This is a genomic window from Bradyrhizobium sp. CCBAU 21365 (genome assembly GCF_015291305.1).
Lineage (GTDB): Bacteria > Pseudomonadota > Alphaproteobacteria > Rhizobiales > Xanthobacteraceae > Bradyrhizobium > Bradyrhizobium elkanii.
Map to the genome: position 1 here is coordinate 7318904 of NZ_CP030036.1, position 21641 is coordinate 7340544.

At 54.8% G+C, this 21641-nt stretch carries 19 protein-coding genes, 1 pseudogene and 1 riboswitch; of the genes and pseudogenes, 5 read left to right on the plus strand and 15 right to left on the minus strand.

The window, feature by feature from the left end; all coding sequences use genetic code 11:
• Window positions 1-76: 76 nt before the first annotated feature.
• The 10 genes and pseudogenes from XI02_RS34360 to XI02_RS34405 form a co-directional block, all read right to left on the minus strand.
• Window positions 77-796: an HpcH/HpaI aldolase/citrate lyase family protein gene (locus tag XI02_RS34360; RefSeq protein WP_338028920.1), complete on the minus strand. Its 720-nt coding sequence runs from the start codon at window positions 794-796 to the stop codon at window positions 77-79.
• A 238-nt stretch (window positions 797-1034) separates the two neighbouring features.
• On the minus strand, window positions 1035-2360 hold the full coding sequence (locus XI02_RS34365) for an MFS transporter (protein ID WP_172647166.1): 1326 nt from the start codon (window positions 2358-2360) through the stop codon (window positions 1035-1037).
• Window positions 2361-2594: 234 nt separating this feature from the next.
• The gene (locus XI02_RS34370) at window positions 2595-3725 is read right to left on the minus strand and encodes a Rieske 2Fe-2S domain-containing protein (protein ID WP_172647165.1); all 1131 of its coding nucleotides are present in this window, start codon (window positions 3723-3725) and stop codon (window positions 2595-2597) included.
• A 203-nt stretch (window positions 3726-3928) separates the two neighbouring features.
• Window positions 3929-5290 (minus strand): glutathione-disulfide reductase, encoded by a 1362-nt coding sequence (gene gor, locus XI02_RS34375; protein WP_172649095.1) that lies wholly within the window; start codon window positions 5288-5290, stop codon window positions 3929-3931.
• Window positions 5291-5333: 43 nt separating this feature from the next.
• Window positions 5334-6506, minus strand: coding sequence for a M20 aminoacylase family protein (locus XI02_RS34380; protein WP_172647164.1), 1173 nt, complete (start codon window positions 6504-6506; stop codon window positions 5334-5336).
• A 15-nt stretch (window positions 6507-6521) separates the two neighbouring features.
• A complete protein-coding gene (locus tag XI02_RS34385; RefSeq protein WP_172647163.1) occupies window positions 6522-7304 on the minus strand; it encodes a short-chain dehydrogenase/reductase in 783 nt (260 codons plus the stop codon).
• Between the two features lie 44 nt (window positions 7305-7348).
• Window positions 7349-8008, minus strand: a complete 660-nt coding sequence (locus XI02_RS34390; RefSeq protein WP_172647162.1) for a cysteine hydrolase family protein — start codon at window positions 8006-8008, stop codon at window positions 7349-7351.
• A gap of 55 nt (window positions 8009-8063) precedes the next feature.
• Window positions 8064-9002: a 3-carboxyethylcatechol 2,3-dioxygenase gene (locus tag XI02_RS34395; RefSeq protein WP_172647161.1), complete on the minus strand. Its 939-nt coding sequence runs from the start codon at window positions 9000-9002 to the stop codon at window positions 8064-8066.
• A 119-nt stretch (window positions 9003-9121) separates the two neighbouring features.
• Window positions 9122-9905: pseudogene (hpaH, locus tag XI02_RS34400) on the minus strand (2-oxo-hept-4-ene-1,7-dioate hydratase).
• 39 nt (window positions 9906-9944) lie between these two features.
• Window positions 9945-10742 (minus strand): glutathione S-transferase family protein, encoded by a 798-nt coding sequence (locus tag XI02_RS34405; protein ID WP_172647159.1) that lies wholly within the window; start codon window positions 10740-10742, stop codon window positions 9945-9947.
• A 104-nt stretch (window positions 10743-10846) separates the two neighbouring features.
• On the opposite strand from XI02_RS34405, the gene XI02_RS34410 reads away from it, so the two are divergent.
• Window positions 10847-11674, plus strand: a complete 828-nt coding sequence (locus XI02_RS34410) for an IclR family transcriptional regulator C-terminal domain-containing protein (RefSeq protein WP_172647158.1) — start codon at window positions 10847-10849, stop codon at window positions 11672-11674.
• Window positions 11675-11676: 2 nt separating this feature from the next.
• Here XI02_RS34410 and XI02_RS34415 read toward each other — a convergent pair whose 3' ends face one another.
• From XI02_RS34415 to XI02_RS34430, 4 genes are read right to left on the minus strand one after another with little or no spacing between them, the layout of a single operon-like run.
• Window positions 11677-12651 (minus strand): PDR/VanB family oxidoreductase, encoded by a 975-nt coding sequence (locus tag XI02_RS34415; RefSeq protein WP_197971362.1) that lies wholly within the window; start codon window positions 12649-12651, stop codon window positions 11677-11679.
• 2 nt (window positions 12652-12653) lie between these two features.
• Complete coding sequence (locus XI02_RS34420) at window positions 12654-14960, minus strand: xanthine dehydrogenase family protein molybdopterin-binding subunit (protein WP_210339750.1); 2307 nt, start codon at window positions 14958-14960, stop codon at window positions 12654-12656.
• Window positions 14960-15748: a xanthine dehydrogenase family protein subunit M gene (locus tag XI02_RS34425; RefSeq protein ID WP_244981043.1), complete on the minus strand. Its 789-nt coding sequence runs from the start codon at window positions 15746-15748 to the stop codon at window positions 14960-14962. Before XI02_RS34425 ends, XI02_RS34420 begins: the two co-directional genes overlap by 1 nt.
• A 53-nt stretch (window positions 15749-15801) precedes the next feature.
• On the minus strand, window positions 15802-16275 hold the full coding sequence (locus tag XI02_RS34430) for a (2Fe-2S)-binding protein (protein WP_172647155.1): 474 nt from the start codon (window positions 16273-16275) through the stop codon (window positions 15802-15804).
• A gap of 193 nt (window positions 16276-16468) precedes the next feature.
• Between XI02_RS34430 and XI02_RS34435 the strand changes: the two genes are divergently transcribed.
• Together XI02_RS34435 and XI02_RS34440 are read left to right on the plus strand one after the other, a co-directional pair.
• On the plus strand, window positions 16469-17788 hold the full coding sequence (locus XI02_RS34435) for a M20 family metallopeptidase (RefSeq protein WP_172647154.1): 1320 nt from the start codon (window positions 16469-16471) through the stop codon (window positions 17786-17788).
• Window positions 17785-18651: an alpha/beta fold hydrolase gene (locus XI02_RS34440; protein WP_197971361.1), complete on the plus strand. Its 867-nt coding sequence runs from the start codon at window positions 17785-17787 to the stop codon at window positions 18649-18651. The genes XI02_RS34435 and XI02_RS34440 overlap by 4 nt, the downstream gene beginning before the upstream one ends.
• A gap of 34 nt (window positions 18652-18685) precedes the next feature.
• Here XI02_RS34440 and XI02_RS34445 read toward each other — a convergent pair whose 3' ends face one another.
• Window positions 18686-19915, minus strand: coding sequence for a D-amino acid dehydrogenase (locus XI02_RS34445; protein ID WP_172647153.1), 1230 nt, complete (start codon window positions 19913-19915; stop codon window positions 18686-18688).
• 144 nt (window positions 19916-20059) lie between these two features.
• A riboswitch (glycine riboswitch) is annotated at window positions 20060-20156 on the minus strand.
• 161 nt (window positions 20157-20317) lie between these two features.
• On the opposite strand from XI02_RS34445, the gene XI02_RS34450 reads away from it, so the two are divergent.
• Window positions 20318-20767, plus strand: a complete 450-nt coding sequence (locus tag XI02_RS34450) for a CoxG family protein (protein ID WP_172647152.1) — start codon at window positions 20318-20320, stop codon at window positions 20765-20767.
• A gap of 147 nt (window positions 20768-20914) precedes the next feature.
• Window positions 20915-21571 carry a flavin reductase family protein gene (locus tag XI02_RS34455; RefSeq protein WP_172647151.1) on the plus strand — a complete coding sequence of 219 codons (657 nt, stop codon included), beginning with the start codon at window positions 20915-20917 and terminating at the stop codon, window positions 21569-21571.
• Window positions 21572-21641: the final 70 nt, after the last annotated feature.

The following is a 21641-nucleotide window of genomic DNA, read 5'->3' on the forward strand; positions in this document are numbered from 1 at the left end:
ACACATCATGATGGAGACCGACGATCGCTATCGACAATAGATAAAGGAGGTTTGTTCGGGTGACGAACGAGAACTTCTACTGTTCTGCGAAGAGCGCCACCAGTTTGCTTGCTCCATTAGCAACAAGGCCAATGTCCGAGCCGACCGCCACAAAACTGTATCCCCACTGGATATAACGCTTGGCACTTTCTTCCGAGCTACTGAGAATTCCCGCCGGTACGCCCAATTCCGAAAGTCTCTTTCCGACATCTGCGATCGTTCTCTGGACGTCTGCGTGCGATGGATTGCCGATGTGCCCCATTGACGCGGCAAGGTCTGACGGACCAACAAAGACGCCATGCACTCCATCCATCTTCGCGATTCGATCGAGCTCGTTGAGACCCGCGAGTGACTCGATCTGCAAGATGACGCAGATAGAATCGTTGGCCTCATAGAGATAGTTCGCATGGCGCCCGTATTGGCTGGCTCTCCCCGAACCGGTTACGCCTCGAATGCCGGCGGGCGGATAGAGACACGCCTTGACAGCTTTTTCGGCCTCTCCTTCGCTCTCGATGAAAGGAACAAGTATGGAGGTAAATCCAATATCAAGGACGCGCTTGATCAAGACGGGATCATTCCATGCCACTCGAACAATCGGGCTTGCATGTCCGGATTTCATTGCCTGCAATTGACTAAGCAACCCCGGTAACTCATTCGGCGAATGCTCGGTGTCGAACAAAATCCAGTCAAAACCGCTATGAGCAAGGATCTCCGCAATAATATTGCTGCAGAGACTGCTCCACAGACCAACTTGCACGCGCCTGGACGCCAAGCGAGACCTAAACAAATTTTCTACGAAAGGATTCATGGTTTTGGCACCTGAGTGGCGTTTTCTCGCGCATCATTCTCTCCGGATTCAAATCGATGCAAGCGCACGCCCCACGGCGTTCGGCATAAGAACAATTCGATTTGAAGACCCGGCTCGCGCGTTCCGATTCACTACCGCATCCGGTAGCGACTTTATCTGCATGAGGCCGTCCACTGCAGAACGACAGCTACCTTTCCGACAGCCGCCCCAGATCTGCCGCGGAGAGCTTGCGCCCCAAGGCAACATGTCGGGACACGCCAATAAGAGCGAGAATTGCTCCGCCCATCCAGATGTAAGAAGGGGCGGTTAGGTTGCCGGTCACCTGAAGGAGATAGGTAGCAAGCAGAGGGCTGAAGCCTTGAAAAATGGCATTACCCACGTTGTAGCAAAATCCGTATCCGGTGAATCGTACCTGGGTAGGAAACAGCTGCGCGATAAGCGGCCCAAGCGTACCAGTGATCATTGCCGTGAAAAATCCACTGATCACTATGATCTTCAGTGGCTCCGCGGAGTGCGTTGATAGCAAGTAATATGCAGGCCAAGCACCAGCCAGGATGCACAACGCGCCAATCGCATACAGCGTTCTCTGTCCGACGTAATCCGACAGCCATCCGTACAATAGTGAACTTGTCGCAATCACTATGCTTCCTGTGGCGATGATGTTCGGTATCGCCGCGGGCGTAACGCCGATTGACTTCGAGAGGTAGACGGGCATGTGGGCGAATAGCAGGCCGCCGAGGATCGCCAACGGCGCGACAATAACAGTCCCGACAAACAATTGAGATTTGTAATTCCGAAACAATTCCGACAAGGGCGCAGCCAGAACATGGTTTTGCATTTTCAAAAACTCCGGCGACTCATCCAGTCGTCTGCGAAGCAGCATCCCCAACAAGCCAAAACCCGCGCCAACAGCGAATGCGATGCGCCAACCATAGTCCGCAACCTCGGTCGGCGAGAAACTCGAGTGAATATAATTACTGATGACATTCGCGATGATAACGCCCGCGACGTTCAAGAAAAAGACAAAACCACATGCCAGACCGGCGCGATGGGGTGCAACTTCAATTACATACGTTAGCGCCCCCGCTTGCTCTCCGCCGTAACACAGCCCCTGGCTCAACCGAAGCAGCAAGAACACCACTGGCGCAACAATGCCAATTTTCTCGTAACTTGGCGTCAGCGCCATTCCCAGCGTCGCCATGGAAATAACGAACAGGCTGACCAGGAATATCTTTCGTCGGCCATAACGGTCACCGAAGCTACCGAGAATCATTCCGCCCAGCGGCCGAATAAGATAGCCGGCACCGAAAACGGCGAACGTGTTTAGTAGGGAGACGGCGGGGTCGGTCGAAGGAAAGATCTTTGCCGAAATATAGGAGGCGAAAGTCGCATAGACGATAAAGTCGTAGTACTCGATCCCATTCCCGAGGCTTGCAAGTACAATCGTCCGCCAGTCGCGTCCGCTTACTGCTCTCGCGTGCTCGTTCGGCATGGTGGGTTCAGCAACGGCCATAGTATGTCCCCTCGTTTGACCCGTTGATTTTCTGGCGTGGCTCGCGGCCCAAGGTCAGCAGGGGTTGTTTTCTCGGTCTAGAAACTTTTATGACTTGTTCGCGCGCCGAACGTCCAGTTCATGCCCTATTCGGGTTCGCTTTCGAGCCGGCGTCACAATGTCGCGCTTCGCGCAGCGGCTAAGCGTGCAAAAGCCGCCGCACAGAACATGCGGCGGCTTTGTATGAGGACTGCACTACGCTTGCGTAGCTTTTGTAAACTCCTCGCGTGAGAAGTCGTCCCTTACTTCGATCTCATGATCGGAGGGCTTGGTACCGCGAGCATTCTCGCACATCTTACGCCATTCAATAATGCTCAGATCGGGCCGATAGAGCTGCTCGGGTGGAGTGTTGGTCAGCTCGACCATCCACGCATCTTCATTGTTGAAGCTGACGTGGAAAATCCAACGAATGTAAGCCCAATACCGCAGGCGCAAGAAGAGACGATTGAACGCATTGGTGTGTTTCACCAGAAGCTGAACATATCGATGATGTCCAGCCTGTGTGGGTACATACCATTCAAAGTGCATGTACTTCCCCAACTCAACCCTCAGCACGCAGGGCAATTTGATTGAGGGGGTCGAAAGCACTCTCTTTGATTTCCACCAATGTACCTTTGGCCATTTTCCCAAGCGGGGAAACTCGCCTTCGAAGTCGACCTTCGTAGGCTTTCGAACCAGCCAGCCTTCATGATCCAGCTCCATTTTCGACTGGATCCAGCCAGGTAGCTGCATGAAGGTTGCAAACCACGAGGCGCGATGAAGAAACTTTCCGTGTCCGTCATCGAAGCCGTTCTCGGCCCCATAGCGCCAATCACCAGGCCTTTCGGTGAAACGCCACATCATGGCGGCATCCTTGCGCAGGATCTCGCTCGGAATGTCTTCCTCAACAGGCGGTGGCGTATTCTTCCCATTGTAGATCCAGACCAGCCCGATCCGTTCTTCAACTGGATAGACGCGAACATGGGCATTGCCGCAGACCTTAGAGTCGGGTCCGTCGGTCAATGCGGCAACGACCTTGCCGGTCTTAAGATCAAACGTCCAACCGTGATATATGCAGCTCCACGTCTTCGGGAATACCTGAGTTCCCTTGGAAAGGGGTATCCCTCGGTGGGGACAACGATCATGTAGAGCGAAAACTCGCCCTTGATCGCGGTAGAACATAATTCGTTCGCCAAACAGCGTAAGCGCCTTTGGCTTTCCTTGTTTCAGTTCTTTGGACAGCATTACCGGATACCAGTAATTTTCAAACCCCAAAGCAGCTTCGTCATATCTAGGAAAACGAGTCTTGCCTCGCTGGAGACCGGTAACTTGGAAATGTTGGTTCATGGATTTCGCTCCAGATGTTGGGGCTCATGATGACGGCAGTCAGATCGCCATCGATCGGCAAATCCTAACTCCCCTTCGATAGCGCGAGCCATCAAATTGAGCGAAAAGTTCATGCTGCGAACACCCTTTACGGTCGCCAACACGGCGCGCCGCACTGATAAAAACGCTTTATTACTCATGCGGTTACGAATGCCGCCCGCAAATCAAGCGAGTTGACGCCGTAAAGTGAGAAGCTCTTCAGCTGCAGTGGGGTGCAGCGCTATCGTGGAATCGAAATCGGCCTTGGTCGCCTTGAGCTTGACTGCAATAGCAATGGCTTGCGTGATCTCAGCTGCAGTATCGCCCACGATGTGACAGCCGAGCACGCGGTCGGTTGAACCGTGGACGACCAACTTCATCAAGATGCGGGAATCGCGGCCTGACATCGTCGCTTTGATTGGACGGAATTCGGTCTTGTAGACGTCGACGTGCGAGAACTGCGCACGCGCTTCTTCTTCCGTCATACCAACGGAGCCGACCTCCGGCTGGCAGAACACCGCTGTCGGAATGGTGGCGTGATCGACCTGCACAGGGCGCTTGCCGAACACGGTGTCGGCGAAAGCGTGCGCCTCGCGGATCGCGACCGGCGTCAGATTGGTGCGATGGGTGACGTCGCCGACTGCATAGATATTATCGACCGAGGTCTTCGACCAGCCGTCGACGGCGATGCCGCCGTTGGTCGGGTTTATGGCGACACCGGCCGCCTCTAGCCCAAGATCGGCGACGTTCGGATGCCGGCCGATCGCAAACATGACCTGGTGCGACGCAATGCTCGAGCCACGGTTTAGATATGTCGTAAATTCGTTGGCGTGCTTATCGATCTTGTCGATGGTGCAGCCGGTGAGAATATTGATGCCCTGCTTCTCCATCTCTGCGCGGACATGGTTGCGGACATCCTCGTCGAAACCACGCAGGATGTTATCGCCGCGGTAAACCACGGTCACTTCCGAACCATAGCCGGCAAAGATGCCTGCAAATTCCAGCGCAATATAACCACCTCCCTGAATCACGACGCGCTTTGGCAGTTCTTCCAGATGAAACGCCTCGTCTGAGGAGATGACGTGTTCCACGCCAGGAATAGCGGGTCCGTGATTGGGTCGACCTCCAGTCGCAATCAGGATGTACTTCGCGGTGACGGCCTTGCCGTCATCCAGGCGCAGCGTGTGGGCGTCCTCTAGCACTGCGCGAGCCTTGACCACTTTGGCGCCGCTCTTCTCGACATTAGTCGTATAGATACGCTCGAGCCGTGCGATCTCTTTGTCCTTGTTGGCGACCAAGGTTCTCCAGTCGAAGGAAACCGACGGAACGGTCCAGCCGAAGCCGGCGGCGTCCTCGATATCGTGCCTAAAGTGCGAACCGATCGCGAAAAGCTTTTTCGGTACGCAGCCGCGGATCACGCAAGTGCCGCCCATCCGGTATTCCTCGGCGACCATGACCCTGGCGCCGTGGCCTGCCGCGATACGCGCCGCGCGCACGCCACCCGAACCGCCTCCGATCACGAAAAGATCAACGTCGAACAAAGCTATCGCCGGCTCCAGTTAAATTTCTACGTGGCCTCGAGATCCATTCCTAGTTGAGTGCCAATCGCTGCTCTACCAATTGTGCAAATAGCGCGGAGCCGTAAGGGATTGCCTCGTCGTTAAAATCGTACGATGGCGTGTGCAATAGCGCTAAACCAGCTTGACCGGACGCGATGCCGACGTTCATGAACGCACCGGGGCAACGCTCGAGCATGAAGCTAAAGTCTTCTGAAGCCATGAGCAGAGGGCCATGCGCGCTCACATTGTCTTTGCCAACGAGGCTAGTCGCTGCGCTGATCAGCGCCTCTGTTTCCAATGAGGCGTTGATAAGTGGAGGTACCAACCTTTTGTACTCAACCGAAGCTGCAGCGCCGAATCCAGCAGCGATGGAGCCTACTATCGCTTTCATTCGAACCTCAACAGCATCAATGATATCGTTGCTGAAGGCTCTAACCGTTCCGCCAAGTCTTACCTTATTTGGGATCACGTTGAAGGCGTCACCGCCAGATATCTGCGTGACACTTAGCACTGCGGCCTCAACAGGGGAAATGTTCCTGGATACGATAGATTGAAGAGCTACCGTGATATGGGAGGCGACCAATACAGGATCGATAGACGCCTCGGGGCGCGCACCGTGTGAACCCTTGCCTACAACCTCAATAGCGAACGAAGCTCCTCCAGCCATCATCGCGCCGGACCGGACGATATACTTGCCCACAGCAAGCCCCGGTCGATTGTGAATGCCAAAGACCGCATCGCAAGGAAAACGATCAAATAGACCGTCTTCAATCATCGCTTTAGCGCCCCCAAACACTTCTTCCGCTGGCTGAAAAATGAAATGAACAGTTCCGTCAAACCTGCCCACTTCCGCCAGATAGCGGGCAGCGCCTAGCAGGCACGCTGTGTGCCCATCGTGCCCGCACGCGTGCATTTTATTTGGCTCTTTACTTGCATACCAGCGACCCGACTCTTCATTAATGGGAAGAGCATCCATATCGGCGCGCAAGCCGACCGAACGCTTCGAAGCTCCCTTTTTCAAAACTCCAACAAGGCCAGTCCCGCCCACGCCAGCGTGTACAGCCACGCCGTACGCTGACAACTCTTTCGCGACGACCGCAGCGGTCCTGTGGGTCTCGAACCCAATTTCCGGATGCGCGTGCAGATCCTGGCGAAGGTCAGCAAGAGTCCGCTGATAGCTAGCGATTTGATCAAGAATGCCCATGTTGAACCCGACCAATTAGATGTAGGAGCGTCTACCTGATAAGCCACCGTCAATGTTGATGACCGTGCCGCTCGTATATGAGGATAGATCCGAGATCAGAAAGGCCGCCGCGTGGGCAATTTCGATGGGTGTCGCTGGTCGGCGATAAGGGAGATTGGCCGAAAATTCAGACCAGCGGCTCTCATCCCCATACTTCTCAAGCGCCATTCCCTTTTGAAGTCGAATGAGACGCTCAGTACCGACCGGACCTGGGTTGATACCCAATACTCTCACTCCATCGTATATACTCGTTCCGCCCACCGCCCGAGTAAATGCAATGAGAGCGGCATTCCCCGTGCTTCCGGCGACATAGTTGGAATCGACCAGCTCACCTGCTATGCCAATGATGTTTAATATTACGCCCTTTCCTCTCTCTCTCATCTGCGACAGATACGATCGAGTGAGGTTGATATATCCAAACACCTTGAGATCCCATTGGGAGCGCCACAAGCTATCGTTCGTTGCTTCGAGCGATCCTCTTGGAATCGCACCGGCGTTGTTGATAAGAATATCCACGCCGGACGCCGCAGCGACCAAGCTGTCACGCTGTGCTTTGTCGGCAATATCGACTGCTATTGTTTGAACATCTGCATCCCATTCTGAACGCAATTTCAGCTGCGCCTCGTCCAAACCGGCCCGAGATCGCGCCGCAAGAATCACCTCGCAACCTTCGCTGATCAACAGGGAAGCGATGGCAAATCCTATTCCCTTCGAACCGCCACTGATAAGGACTTTGCGTTTGGAGAGCCCGAGGTCCATATGTCGTCACCATTTTTCAATACGAGACAAGCAACGTACGTGGGTCACACGTCTGCGCTCGGCACGCGTTGTAGATGTCTAGTGAATTCGTGGGCGGTTAGAATATTCGTGGCAATCACGCGAAGCGACTTCAAGGACGCTTCATGATACGACGGCTCCGACGAACAGCAGCAGTCCTCGATGAGTAGCGTGCGGTACCCCAACTGGGCCGCATCCCGCACTGAGTGGTCCACCGCTACGTTGGTGGCGACGCCCGTGAACGCAACCGTATCGATACCATGACCGATCAGAATGCTCTGCAAATCCGAGCCATGGAAGACACTCATGCGGCTGTGTTCGACAACGATATCCGAATCGGCCGCTCCCAATTCCGGTATTACGGAAACCCCTGTGGATCCCCGAATGAACGCGCCGCCACGTTCAGCAACTGTACGAAAGAGCGCATTGTTTTGGATAAGGCCCACATGATTGGGCCAGAAGGCTGCATTCGCGAAAATGATCAGCACACCCGCCTTCCTGGCGGCAGCAAATAATTCCGCCGTGCGAGGGATGATATTGCTCGATTCTACATAAGATCGAAAGATATCGCGCATATCCCCTCGTCCACCGACAACGTCTTCTTGCCAATGAATTCCAATGAGCGCGGCTCTTCGCTGATCCATGGCGTCGAGTTCAGGCACTCTATTACGCAGCAATCGTTCCATAGTTTTTGTTGTCCTTGTTGAGTATCAACGAGACGTAATGATCGGGCCCGATCGCCTAGTTCACGCCTGGCGAAGCAGTCATGATTCCCATACCGGTGATCCACTCCTCGATCGGCTCATAAAACACCACCCGGTTGTTGGTGGGCCCGGCGCTCTCCGAGGCGGCCAATGCAGCGATCCACGAGCGGAGCTCGTGCGCTCCAGACCCAGCAATCTCCGTCACGGCGTTGTCCTCGGTGTCATCAAGGATACTTAGATCACCGCTGGAGAACGCATCTAACACCTTGCGATCCCATGTGGGATTAAGAGGCCTTATCGGTACCGTTGGCTTTTTGTAATCGAGCTTGAATACCTGATTTTGTCGCGCAACTCGCTCAGAATAACTCGGCATCGTCCCGCTTGTGAGGCGCTCCCGCACGTGCGCGTTTGCCGTGGCCAATGTTGGAAGTGGCGGGTCATGCGCAAGGCCCCCTGAACCCACGAAAAGGATCCGCTCCGGCCTTGCCTTAGCCCACTGCCCGACGATACGCCCCAATGCCCTAGATCGCTGAAAAGAAGGCCGTGGAGCAGCGACACAGTTGATGAAAATGGGAATAATCTTCGTCAACGGATGAGCACTTGAAAGCAGCTCAATTGGTTGAGCGCCCCCATGATCAATCTTCATTTGATAGGAAATGCCCACGTCGACGCCGGACTGAATGCAGTGCGTCGCGCAATCCATCGCTATAGCTTCGGGAATGTCTAGGCGACCAGGAACCGTACCGTAATCTCCAATGGACTCCGCTTGGACGCCTACACAGAAGCAAGGAAGGAGGTTGTAAAAGAACCCGTTCAGATGGTCAGGAAAAAACAGAACAGTCAAATCTGGCTTCAACTCTGCCGCGAAGCTATTTGCCGCCGCGAGCGCCTCGTTGAAGCGCTTTTCAGCATCTGGAGAAGCACGCTTTCGATCCATAAGAGGGCTGTGAGAAATGCAAATCGTACCAGCGATCATGGCGCTACTCCAGTTTCGGCATCGACACTAAGAACTGCCCAGCAGACCATCAACGGCGCATTGACATTTGTTCGCCATGCAAACAGTTGCAGCGCCGGGCCGGCGACTAAATGGTACGTTCAGTTGAACGACACGCCGATTGCGCCCAATGGTCCATAATCAGCGCTGATCACGTCACCCGCAGCGACTGACACCGGGGCGAGTGAACGAGCCGGCCAATACAACTTCGCCCTCTTCCAGCCTGGCCCCCAACGGGGCCAGCTTGTTCACGAGCCATGCCACACCGGCTGCGGGATGCCCAAGTACCGCGGCAGATACTCCAGACTCCTCGATTACTCCGTTCTTGGAGAGGGTCGCCCCAATCCAACGGATATCCAGATCCATTGGACGGATAGTGCGGCCGCCAATAACCACCGCGGCCGCGGCTGCGTTGTCTGCAATCGTATCTGTAATCGCGCGGGGGACTTCAGTTCGATAGTCGATAATCTCGAGAGCCGGAACAATGAAATCCGTTGCCCTCATAACGTCGTAAAGGCGCGCGTTCGGGCCCTGCAAAGGACGACCGAGAACGAAGGCAAGCTCCACCTCCAGGCGAGGTGCGCGAAACCGTTCGGCTGGGATCTGAGCGCCATCGTTATAAATCATGTCATCGAGCAAATGGCCATAATCAGGCTCGGTGATATTGGACGCCATCTGCATCGCTCGAGACGTAAGGCCGATCTTATGGCCAACAATGCGGCTACCTTGAGAAACTCGGGTGTCAGCCCAAAGCTTCTGGATTGCGTAAGCGTCCTCCAGTTCGATGGTGGGGAACGATCGACTAAGCTGCGGAATAATTGATCGCTCCCGCTCCGCCCGATTTAGGTCCGCAGCCGCACGACGACGCTCATCTTCTGTCAGCATATCCGTATCCCTGATCCTAAAATGCCCTCGTTAGAGGCATCAATGTCGTGAAAGAACCCGCGCGAGTGCTTCTTTTCCTTCCTCTCGGCTGTTGGAATAGAGGGCTGATGCCCCCTCGCTAATCCACTTCGTTACCCCCTCGGTGACCGAAGGGCGTTTGCAGATACGGTCCGCCCATTCGGCAACGCGCGGATATCGCTCGAAGAGGAGATCCAGGCCCAACATCCTGAATCGAACCAGGTAAGGAGCGAATCCTACATCCGCTAAAGAGAATTCGGTTCCCGCCAACCAGTTTGATTCCGCAAGCGACGCGTCGAAATCCTGGAAAAGCCTGGCGCATCTAAGCGCAGCTGGCGCAAAAAAGGGCGAGTGAACACCGCTTTCCAGATTTGTCTTGGATCTTTCACGACGATCAGCTTGCGGGATCCCCGCAACCCACTTCTCTCGATCCGCCGCCGACCGTGCGAGCAACTCATGGCGAACAGCGATGCAGAACGAGAGCGTGCCAACGGCCGCGTGCACTCCTTCGTCGAGTTGCTTTGTCCACAATCGCATCTTCGCCCGATCCCAGGCAGATGCTGGCTTCAACGATGGATCAGGCCACTGATCGTCGAGATACTCGCAAATCACAGTCGACTCGATCAACGGGCGCCCATCCCGCGCAATTGTAGGGACAACGGCATTCGGATTAAGCTTCAGGTACTCCGGCTTCTGCGCGTCTCCGCCTCTTAGGTTGAGGAGAACGCCGGTCCACTCGATGTTCTTCTCGCTGAGGACGATCCGCACCTTTGCAGCGCAGACAGACATTTCACTGTGATATAGCGTAATGACAGACATGATCTTCTTCTTTCGATCAAACAGCTACGATCGAGTATCTTGTTGAAGAGAGGCCAGCAATCAGCTAATTGAAGTTGTTCGTGGAGCGAACCTGCAGGTCACTTATGACCAAGACTCTTCAGCCGTATCAATCCGTCCACGCACTCGAGCGAGGCCTACGAATTCTCGAAATTCTAAGCGAGAATGGATGGACAAAACCAAGCAAGCTCGCGGGCCTCACCGCCATCGATCGATCGTCGACATACCGGCTACTCAATACGTTGATAACCGCCGGTTACGTCGTAAAGCGTGACTCGGATGGATCATTTGCTTTAGGTCCGAAAATCGGACTGATAGCGGATGGCTTCATTCAAACTGATCTAGCTGCACAAATTGCGGCGCCGTTTATTGACAAGCTGACCAGCGAGATATCGTGGCCGAGTGATTTCGCCGGCCTGATTGCCGGGGAAGTTATTATCTTGGAGTCGACGCATCGCGTCAGCCCTCTTTCAATGCATCGAGCGATGATCGGGAAGCGGCGCTCGCTGGTTCACTCATCCCTCGGACAGGCGATACTAAGTATTCTCCGAACGGAAGAGCTGGATACGGTATTAAGCCTGGCAACGCGGCAAGGCGGCCCGGACTCGGCGATTGCGGCAAGCCGACCAACGATCTCCAAAATCATTCGCGAGGTTCAGCAGCGCGGATATGCTGCAGCTGTAGCTGCGGAAGCGGGGAAGCGTATGGGCGCCATCGCGCTGCCTATTCGCGCACCGAATGCGGTCATAGCCGCGGTAAACGTCATCTTCTTTCAAAGCGCCATGACGACTGATGAAGCGGCCAGACGGTACCTTCCTCAGTTGCGACAGTGCGTTGATGATATCACCGAGGCCCTTACGCTCGCACGTCCCATTCATCACTCCGGCACGCTTAACGAACCGCCGCCCTATTGAGTCTATAGATCCAGCACCAGCTCTTCTGACTTTGAGCCTGAGCAGCACACCATGATGGTGTTGTTAGCGGCCCGCTCCGAGGGCGTCAGGACAGAATCGCGATGATCCGGGATGCCGGCTAATACTGTTGTTTCACACGTCCCGCAGATGCCTTCTGCGCAAGAATGTTCGACGGGAATTCCGGCCTCCTTGAGGGCATCGAGTATCGTACCACCCTGCGGTACGTTGAGAACTTTGCCACTCCTAGCCAGCTTAATTCTGAAGCCTCCCTGCGGTGGCTCGCTCTCTCGAGCGGTAAAGTATTCAACATGCTTTCTTTGGTCTGGAATATCCGCCGTGGCGAGATCAAATGCAGCCATAAGCGGTAAAGGGCCGCAGCAATAGAAATGCGCACCAGCCGGCGCGCCGCCAACAATCTTGCTCAGATCAAGGTATTTTCCATCGCTCTCATCGTCTAGGTGGAAATGAGCGTTTTGACCCGCTGGTATTTCTTCGAGCAAGGAAAGGTCAGCCCGAGACCGGCACGCATAGTACAACTCCCAGGACTTTCCTAACGCCACAAGACGGTTAATCATACTCACGATCGGAGTGATGCCAATGCCGCCCGCAATAAGCACGGAGTGCGGCGCTCCTTCATCAAGAGGAAAGTTATTCCGTGGCGCTTTCACCTTCAAGATCGTTCCAACGATGACACTGCCGTGGATCTGCAATGAACCGCCTCGACTATTCACGTCCTTCTTGACGGCGATCCAATAACCCTCGGTTCGTTGCCGTCTCAATATGACGGAGTACTGTCGAATAAGGCCGGTCGGCAAAATCAGATCAATGTGAGCCCCCGCTTCTGCCATCGGTAACGGCTCGCTCGTCAACGGTTGCAGCTTGTATGCTTTGGTATCTCGTCCACACTCCAAAACCTCGCAAACTCGCACGTCGATAGTGTCGGCCTGGTGATGAATCATGGTGCTTTCAGTTGTCATAACTACAGTTGTCCCATCGCTCGCAGCACACTGTCAGGCCGCAATGGCAGCCGAAACAGTTGCTCTTCGAGTTCGACGCTTTCTGGATTGATGGCTCGTCTTACTGCATTCACGATAGCTGGCGGCGCCGCGATGGTTCCGCCTTCACCCACACCGCGGACCCCCAACGGATTCGTACTGGCGTGAGTTTCCAAGTGATCGACGCGAATGCGAGGCGTTTCGGGTGCTGATATGAGCAAATAGTCCGAAAGCGAGCCTGTAAGCAGCTGACCTTGGTCATCGTGGACAAACTCCGAAAACAGTGCGCAGCCGATTCCTTCAGCGGCTCCTCCGACGATCTGGCCTTCAACGATCTTGGGAACAAGCATTCGTCCTGCATCGTGGACCACAAGATAATCCAACACTTTACATGCGCCGGTTCGTTCATCGACAGCCACTTTTGCCGCGTGAACCGAGACAGCCATCGTGACCGTGTTTTTGTTATCGAATACAAATGTCTCGTCGAGGGCCGTAACATTTCCTGTGAAAAGCGGCCCGTTTGGTTGATATGCTTGAGCGAGGTCTCGAAGGGACAGTGTTGTCGCCGTCCCGTCAGAACGCAGAACTTGCCCCTTGGAAATCCGAAGGGATTCCGGAGCGCATTGTAACAGTTGACCCGCTCCGGCAAGGAGTGTTTGCCGAATTTTCTCGGCCGCTCCCAACGTGGCATTCCCACCCATCACTGCGCCGCGGCTAGCGAACGTGCCCCTTCCAAAGCCGAGCAGCCCCGTATCTCCCAGTGTCACCTTTACGTACCTGGGATCTGCACCGATCGCCTGGACACAAACTTCGCGCAAAGCTGTCGCTTGACCTTGTCCCTGCGAACTCAAGCCGCAATGAATGTGGATGACGCCAGACGCATCGATCTGAATGCGAGCGGTTTCGTAGTTGATGAGGCCCGTCCCCTCTATGCCGCAAGCCAATCCCCACGCAATGCGCTCTCGCCCAGGTCCGTTCTCGACACTCTCGTGGTATCCGCTTGCTTGTACGGCTCTCCTAACGAGCTGTGGAAAATCTCCGCTCTCAAATATCCCTTTCGCCCCTCCGTATGAAATTGACGGATCATACGGCATGTCTTGGGGGGCGACGATATTTCGTCTTCGCAGTTCGAAAGCCGTGAGCCCGCGTTCTGTCGCGATGAGATCTAGCAAACACTCGAGCGGAAAGGTCGCCTCGGGCTGACCGGCACCCCGGCAGGTAGCAAGCGGCGTCTTATTCGTGCCGATGCAGAATACGTCGAGAGCAACGTGAGGAATTTTATATGGCCCGCAGCAATGTGCAGCGGCCACCTCGGCTGTTATGATGCCGCTGGTGAATATGTAGGCGCCTATATCGACGACTAACCTGCCGGAGAGCGCACTTATCTGTCCCTCCGAGTCATAGCCGAGCTCTAGTTCAGTCTGGATGCCCCGCGATTGCGTGGTCGCCTGCATATGCTCGAGGCGGTCTTCGATCCACTTCACGGGACGACCGACCAGCCGACTCGCATACGATACCAATACTTCCTCATTGTATGGACGCGATTTGGCGCCGAAACCTCCACCAACATCCCCAGTTAGGACGCGAACGCTCTGCTCAGGAAGTTCCAGAACGTCCGCCACGTTTGCACGCACAGCGTAGTGTGTCTGTGTCGAAGTCCAGATGTTGAGCCTTTCGTTTGCAGTGTCGTAGTCGGCGACACACCCCCTTGTCTCCAGCGGCATGCCCCCTTGCCGGTTAAAGCAAAACCGACGCCGGATCCGGTTTGGCGACTGTCGGAGTGCTGCTTCGGCATCACCGATAATATGCCTGAATTCGGCCGCTATGTTGTTAGGCCACTCAGCATGTAGGGACGGCGGCTGTGCGAGCAGGCTTTGTTTGGCATCTGCCGAGACCTCCAGCGGTTCGTAATCGATCTCCACCAGCTCGGCTATATCTTCAGCCAGGTAACGGCTTTCGGCCAAAACCATCGCAACAGCCTCGCCCACGAAACGAACAACATCTACGGCAAGAAACGTTGGCAGCACCTTCCGAGCGCTTGGATGCCAGTATCTCGCCGCCAGTCGCTTTTCGATGAAGGGAAGGTCACTTCCAACAAGAACCGCACATGCGCCGGCGGCCAGCGCAGGCTGAATATTAATTGAAGCGATTCTCGCGTGAGCGACTGGACTTCTCACGAAGACAGCATGTGCCATTCTGTCCAAGTGAATATCATCGACAAACGATGCTCTACCGGTGAGCAACGCACGATCCTCGAGTCTGAGCGGATTTGTCGCCTCATCACCGGTCATCACTCAAGGACCTCTCGTATGACTTCGAGCAAGAACTGCGACGCCACATGGCGACGATATGCTCCATCTGCGTTCAGATCCGAGATGGCTTCAATTTGCTCTAGTTCGCTTCGTACCAGTTCCGCCGCTACATCAGCGTCGAACTGCGCCTTAGACAACGCAATGCTTAGCTGCCTGCAAAAGCGCGGAACGGCTCCAACGCCTCCGACACCCACCAGGAGGGTGTCTTCCGATTGCGATTTGTGAGCCGCTGCGCTCACAATCGCAAAATCCCCCTCACGCCTCGAATATTCTCGAAATGCGACTATAGCGGCGCCAGACTCTACGGGAATCATGACTTCTGAGACAATCTCGCCGGAACCGACAACCGTTGTCATCGCGTCGACAAAAAACTCTCTCGCATCAACGACCCGCTCGTTGTCGACACTTTGTAACCTGAGTTTTGCCCCCAGTGTCACCATTGCCAACGCAAGCTCGGCTGATGGATCCGCATGCGCAAGACTCCCACCGATGGTACCTCGGCTGCGAGTTTGAAAGTGCCCGACATGCTTCAGGGCCAGCGAAACAAGTGGCGCTCGCTGATCGACCAACGTGCTCGCCAATATGCTCGCTTGGCGCGTCATTGCTCCGATATGGAGCACCTCTCCATCAAGTCTTATCCCAAACAGCTCATCCACAGCATTGAGATCGACGAGAACCGATGGACGCGCCAGTCTGAGATTCATCATCGCGACGAGGCTCTGCCCACCAGCCAATGGTCGCGCATCGTCGCCATGGGCATCAAGCAACGCGAGAGCCTCCTTGAGCGTCGCCGGGCGATGATATTTAAAGGACGTCGGTTTCAGCGGCTCAGCTCCAGGATTGCATCGATCATGCCTTGGTAACCCGTGCAACGGCACAGATTTCCGGACAGCAGTTCACGAGCCTCATGAGCATCGGAAGGCCAAATACCTTGTTCTCCCGCGGCAGTGAGGGTCATCAGAATACCAGGTGTGCAAAATCCACATTGCAACCCGTGACAGCGGCTGAATGCCATTTGCATAGGTGTTAACTCGGCGCCCTTTGCCAGCCCCTCGACGGTGCGCACCACGCGTCCATCGACCTGAACGGCAAACATGAGGCATGAGCGTATGGCATCATCATCTACAATCACTGTGCACGCTCCGCACACACCGATCTCGCATCCAACGTGGGTCCCGGTCAGGCGCAGTTCGTGCCTGAGAAAGTCCACCAGGAGCATCCGTGGCTCAACATTTGCGGTCACGGGATGGCCATTCACCATGCATTTGATCTGCACGGCTTCGACTTCATCCATCTTGAAAACCCTCTGAGCGCTCTAAACTAGGCCAAGCAGCTGCCACGGCCCCCGTATGCTTCCCCAACTGCCCGGGAACAGCAAGATGATCGACCGAATAGTTCGCCCCTTGAACAGGAGGCAGAAAAGAGCGGACCATGCGTTCCGAAGACCGTATGGGTAATCGCATCGGGTTCAGCCTTGAGAGGGTTCAATGGCCTCCAAAAGTCGCACTGATCAGTTCGAAGAGAGCGTGAAAGCCGCACAATCGGCATTCGATCGTGACACGTTCAAGCATTTGATCGACCGGATGGTAAGTACACCAAGCCCTACGGGGGAAGAGCGCGAACTTGCGACGTTTCTCGCTGATTTCATGTGCAATCACGGTCTCGGCGGCGAACTCCAGAGCATCTCGGACACTCAAGCCAACGCCCTAGGCCGCTTACCTTCAAAATCCGGAGGCGGTCCCTCCTTGCTGATTTACGGGGGGATCGACACGCACATCGGTTATGGCCAAGACGAAGAACGATGGGTGGCCCGACCATACCCACAGATCCTAAAATCCCAAGCGGTATGGAATGGTGACGAAATCAGCGGCTTGTGCGCAGAAAATCCTAAAGGATACGCGGCGTGCGCCATTATGGCCGCGGTAAGCATTTCAAAGGCAGGCATTCCGCTGCGCGGAGATATTACCGTCGGGCTTGGAGCCGGTGGTATGCCCACGCTTTCACGCCCTGGCTGGTCGAACCATTTTATTGGTCACGGGCTTGGGGCCCTGTTTATGCTCCAACGAGGAGTACGGCCCGACTATTGCATCTTCTGCAAACCTCGATGGTCTGTCTCATGGGAAGAAGTCGGAATCTGCATTTTCAGGGTCATCGTTCGTGGCGGTATCTCGTACACGGGCACACGTCACGTGGTGCCAGATTATCCAAACCCGATTCCGAAGCTGCCACACGTAATCAACGCCTTGGAAGATTGGTTCAAGAGCTACACAAAAAAGTATGCTCGAGGCACCATTGTCCCGCAAGGTGGTCTCGCATCAATCAGTAGCGGGAGTACGTTTACCCCAATCGTATCGACCGGATGCGTCGAGCTCCTGGTGGATCTCCGGCCGCCGCCCGAGCTGTCGCCCTCGCAGGTGCATCGTGACCTTCGTAACTGTCTTGATGAAATTACGCGTGACCACCCGGATATCTCGACTGATCTTGAGCTCGTCCTAGCAATGCCCGGCGCGGCAACGCCAAAGGAAAATTGGATCGTTCAATCCATGATCCGAGCTTGGGAAACGATCGAACAGCAGCCTCATCAAGATCCACAAAATTTCAGTGGCTACACCGACGCCTCCGCAATCCGCCAATGGGGTATCCCCACTGCACGGCTCGGTGTACCACCTCGCGCGCGAACGGCAAATCCACAAGACACGATGCCAATGAACCGATTCCACGTCGACGACGCCCAACGTCTCATCAATGTCATTATTAGATCAGCAATCGACACGTGCTCGCGCAGCTTTGAGGAGACCTGCCAATGACGATGCAGATAACTCCCCTGGAGTCCGCAGAGACCAGCAGATACGTGTCGATCGACGGTCGCCGCGTGCACTACAATGCGCTCGAACATGCTGGATCGGCGAACACTCCGGTTATCTTTACTCACGGCGGCGGCCCCGGGGCCACAAGCTGGAACAATTTCTTGTACAACGCCCGTGAGTTTTCAGGTCGATACAACTGCTATTTTTACGATCTGCCTGGCTTTGGTGCGTCAGAATCTGTCCCGATCAGCGGGCCAGTTCATTCATGGTACGCCGAGCAGTTTCTCAAATTCATGGACGCCCTCAAGATAGATCGCGCCCATCTAGTTAACCAATCGTACGGCGGAGCAATGGCAATAAAAGTGGCGGCCTCCGCGCCGACGCGGGTTGACCATTTGGTCATTACTGGATCTCGGCCCATTATTGGAGGGCTAACCGCTCCAGCTTCTGCCCTTAGAGGCAAGAAGGCTCTCCAGCGCTATTATGCCGCTGCCGAAGGACCGACGATGGACCAAATGCGTTCACTCCTGGCGGATCTCGAATTTTACGATCCGGATAGGATCACCGACCTAAACGTGAAGTTGCGGTTTGAGATGAGTATTACGCCCAACGTTCGAGAATTCATTTCCCAGCCGACCAAGCGAGGCCAGCCAGAGAGCCTCTTTGAGGATTTCCGAAAAGTGACGGCTCGCACTCTCATCGTCCACGGTCTTCACGACGCCTTCGGCGGTGTTGACGTTCCGCTCACGATGGTAAACCAGTTCGCCGACGCGAGATTGCATTTAGTAGGGCATGCAGGGCACCACGTGCAAACGGAGTGCCCTGCCGAGTACAATGCGGTAGTTCTCGGCTTTTTGTCCTAACGAACAGCCCAGACGACTACGGCAATATCAAGAATCAAGATCGTTTCAGGGCGGCCTCAACAGTCTCCGCAACAATGCCAGCCGTTGCTGCGGAGAGCGTCCAACCCAAATGACCGTGACCAGTATTGTAGAAGACGCGTGGTCGATGCCCTGCGCCGACACGCGGCAGCATACTTGGCGTCATCGGTCGGAGACCTGACCAGGGGACCACTTCGGCTGTTGAAACTTCAGGAAATAACTTACGCGTCCAGTCAACAAGGGGGCGTACGCGATCGGCCCTGATATCACGGTTAAAGCCATTGAATTCGGCTGTACCCGCCACCCGAAATCGATCAACGCCCAATCGGCTCGTTACAATCTTCGCATCGTCATCTAGCAGACTCACCCAGGGAGCTGCGTTCTGGCTCTGTTGGTCATCCAAATTCACCGTGATCGAATATCCCTTCACGGGATAGATATTGATGCGATCACCCATGCTTGAGGCAATCTTCCTGCTCATCACACCAGCACAAACGACAACTGCATCCGCGTTGATCCTTTCGACTTCCCCGTGCACATTCAGCCAACTCAGGTCGATGCCGGTCGCCGATGTCGCGATTTTTTGCACGGACGATTCATAAAAGAAGCGAGCTCCACGTCGCACGCAAACCATCGCAAGCGCACGTGTGAATTTGTGTATATCGCCGGTTGCATCCGATGGGGTAAAAAAACCACCATAAATGTTGCCGCGGACCGCCGGCTCAATATCGCTGATCTCCTCGACCGTGACGGCACGCCGATCCAATCCTCCTGCGGTGAGTAGTTTGTTCACTTTTCTCGCATGCTCGAAGCTCTTGCGGCTCCAATAGAGGTGCAGAATACCCTTCTTCTCCAAATCAAACGACAATCCCTCTCGTTCGGCGATAGCGAACAGTGCACGCCGGGCTTCCAAAGCCAACTGTACGGTGGAGATTGTGTTGCGCCGGTAGTAGGGAATTTGAGCAATAAACTCTGCAAGCCAAGACATTTTGTGCCAACTCGGCTTGAGATTGAGCAGAAGAGGCGCATCCTTTCGTAGGATCCATTTCATCCCCTTTATTAGGGTCGATTGATGGTTCCATACCTCTGCGTTGCTCACCGAAAGCTGCCCGCCGTTTGCAAACGAAGTCTCCATGCCGGCGTATCGCTCTCGCTCAAAGATCGTGACTGCGTACCCCTTCTCCAAAAGTGAATAGGCCGTTGTAACGCCGGTTATGCCCGCGCCTATGACTAGAACATGTGCCATTTGTTTCAGCTCGCAACTTGGTTGAATGGATCGGAACAGCCGATCATGTGACCCCATCTGTTGCGGTACCTGAGAGTTTCGCCGCGCCAATTTGCGCACAGCTGGCCCCTTCGGTGGACGCTTTGAGCGCCTCTCTCCAGATCGTCGAGCCTGGCGGTCCGGTTTGCCTGAGAGTTTCCGGGGTGGTTGCTCCGTCGGCGCCGACACTCAATGAGTTATCGGACTCTCCCGCAAGGCCTTTGGATGACGTGTCTAAGTTCGCACAACTCTACCCGCGGCGCACCGAACTTAACGCGGCTGTTCGCACTTCGAACGTCGCGGGCATGCGCATGGACTCCGCTAAGGTTGGCCTTAATTTCCGTGATCGCTTAATCGCAAAACCCAGACAGAAAGTAGCTTGCAATGATCTTGAATGGTGACGTCGCGCTGAACGCATCACGACAAGCGATTTGGAAAATGCTTCTCGATCCGAATGTCCTTAAGGCCTGCATTCCCGGTTGTGAGGAATTGGTGAAGCTCGATGACTGCAATTTTGAAGCGACTGCGAAAGTCAAAGTTGGTCCGGTTGCAGCGCGATTCAAAGGCAAAGTTACTTTGGAAGATCTGGACGAGCCGAACGGATGCAAGATTGTAGGCCGAGGAGAAGGGGGCATCGCGGGTTTCGCGAAAGGTAGCGCGACAGTAACGTTAGCGGACATAGATAGCGGTACACTATTGACCTATCACGTCGATGCGCAGATCGGCGGCAAGCTTGCTCAACTCGGACAACGACTTATTTCCAGCGCTGCTAAAACAATAGCTGATGCATTCTTTGCAAAGCTCGCAGCTCTTTCTCAGCTGGAGGTTCACTAGCAGGCCGCTCGGATTGTTAACGACGGAGGCGGCCATCTAACGATGTTCGGTGTTAGAACAGCGTCGAATGTCTTCTGGAATACTGCTTCCGATCGCTCTCTACTAAAGCCTACGGCTCGCGTCGAGCCATTGGTTTGGGAGAGTAGTTTGGCTCAGTTCAATGTCCGCAGTTTGACTCCTCATGATCGTTACAATTTAATAACTGGTACAGTTGGCCCGCGCCCCATTGCATTGATCACGACCATCAATGAATCTGGAGGCGTAAACGCGGCCCCCTTCAGCTTCTTTAACGTACTTGGTGCCGACCCACCGATCGTCGCGTTCACGCCCGGCTTTTATTACACTATGCCACCACGGTTGAAGGATACCGGCGTCAACGTGCTCGCTAACAACGAGTTCGTCGTGAATATGGTGACGGAGGAGCTGACGACGGCGATGAACATCGCCGGCGCCGACTTTCCTGAGATGCATAGCGAGATAGAAGCGATGGGAGTTACGCTTTCAACCTCGCGGCAGATTAAGCCCCCCAGGATTTTGGAATCGCCAGTGAACTTAGAGTGCGTCTTGGTTCGAACGGTCGAAATCGGCCAAAACCAGGTACTGTTTGGTGAAGTCATCGAAATTCATATCAGGGATGACCTGATCGATCCCAAGCGAATGCACGTTAAGTATGACCGACTGAACTATCTGGCTCGAATGGCAGGAGGCAGCGGTGTGTATTCAACAACTCGGGATTTGTTGATAGCTCCGCGGGTGTCTTACGAACAGGTCCGAGCCGACCTGAAGGACGTTCATTCAAAATAGCGAATCGCCTTCCGAGTCAGGTTGGCGTTCCTGCATGCAAGTGGGCAACAGAGTCGAGCAGCCGCAGTCG

What these genes read in the sequence shown, in the direction of transcription:
- XI02_RS34365 (WP_172647166.1), bottom strand. Translation starts at nt 2,360, where the DNA reads ATGGCCGTTGCTGAACCCACCATGCCGAACGAGCACGCGAGAGCAGTA.
- XI02_RS34420 (WP_210339750.1), bottom strand. Translation starts at nt 14,960, where the DNA reads ATGACCGGTGATGAGGCGACAAATCCGCTCAGACTCGAGGATCGTGCG.
- XI02_RS34445 (WP_172647153.1), bottom strand. Translation starts at nt 19,915, where the DNA reads ATGGCACATGTTCTAGTCATAGGCGCGGGCATAACCGGCGTTACAACG.
- XI02_RS34385 (WP_172647163.1), bottom strand. Translation starts at nt 7,304, where the DNA reads ATGGACCTCGGGCTCTCCAAACGCAAAGTCCTTATCAGTGGCGGTTCG.
- XI02_RS34395 (WP_172647161.1), bottom strand. Translation starts at nt 9,002, where the DNA reads ATGATCGCTGGTACGATTTGCATTTCTCACAGCCCTCTTATGGATCGA.
- XI02_RS34390 (WP_172647162.1), bottom strand. Translation starts at nt 8,008, where the DNA reads ATGGAACGATTGCTGCGTAATAGAGTGCCTGAACTCGACGCCATGGAT.
- XI02_RS34430 (WP_172647155.1), bottom strand. Translation starts at nt 16,275, where the DNA reads ATGGATGAAGTCGAAGCCGTGCAGATCAAATGCATGGTGAATGGCCAT.
- XI02_RS34415 (WP_197971362.1), bottom strand. Translation starts at nt 12,651, where the DNA reads ATGACAACTGAAAGCACCATGATTCATCACCAGGCCGACACTATCGAC.
- XI02_RS34405 (WP_172647159.1), bottom strand. Translation starts at nt 10,742, where the DNA reads ATGTCTGTCATTACGCTATATCACAGTGAAATGTCTGTCTGCGCTGCA.
- XI02_RS34380 (WP_172647164.1), bottom strand. Translation starts at nt 6,506, where the DNA reads ATGGGCATTCTTGATCAAATCGCTAGCTATCAGCGGACTCTTGCTGAC.
- XI02_RS34435 (WP_172647154.1), top strand. Translation starts at nt 16,469, where the DNA reads ATGGCCTCCAAAAGTCGCACTGATCAGTTCGAAGAGAGCGTGAAAGCC.
- XI02_RS34450 (WP_172647152.1), top strand. Translation starts at nt 20,318, where the DNA reads ATGATCTTGAATGGTGACGTCGCGCTGAACGCATCACGACAAGCGATT.
- XI02_RS34370 (WP_172647165.1), bottom strand. Translation starts at nt 3,725, where the DNA reads ATGAACCAACATTTCCAAGTTACCGGTCTCCAGCGAGGCAAGACTCGT.
- XI02_RS34440 (WP_197971361.1), top strand. Translation starts at nt 17,785, where the DNA reads ATGACGATGCAGATAACTCCCCTGGAGTCCGCAGAGACCAGCAGATAC.
- XI02_RS34410 (WP_172647158.1), top strand. Translation starts at nt 10,847, where the DNA reads ATGACCAAGACTCTTCAGCCGTATCAATCCGTCCACGCACTCGAGCGA.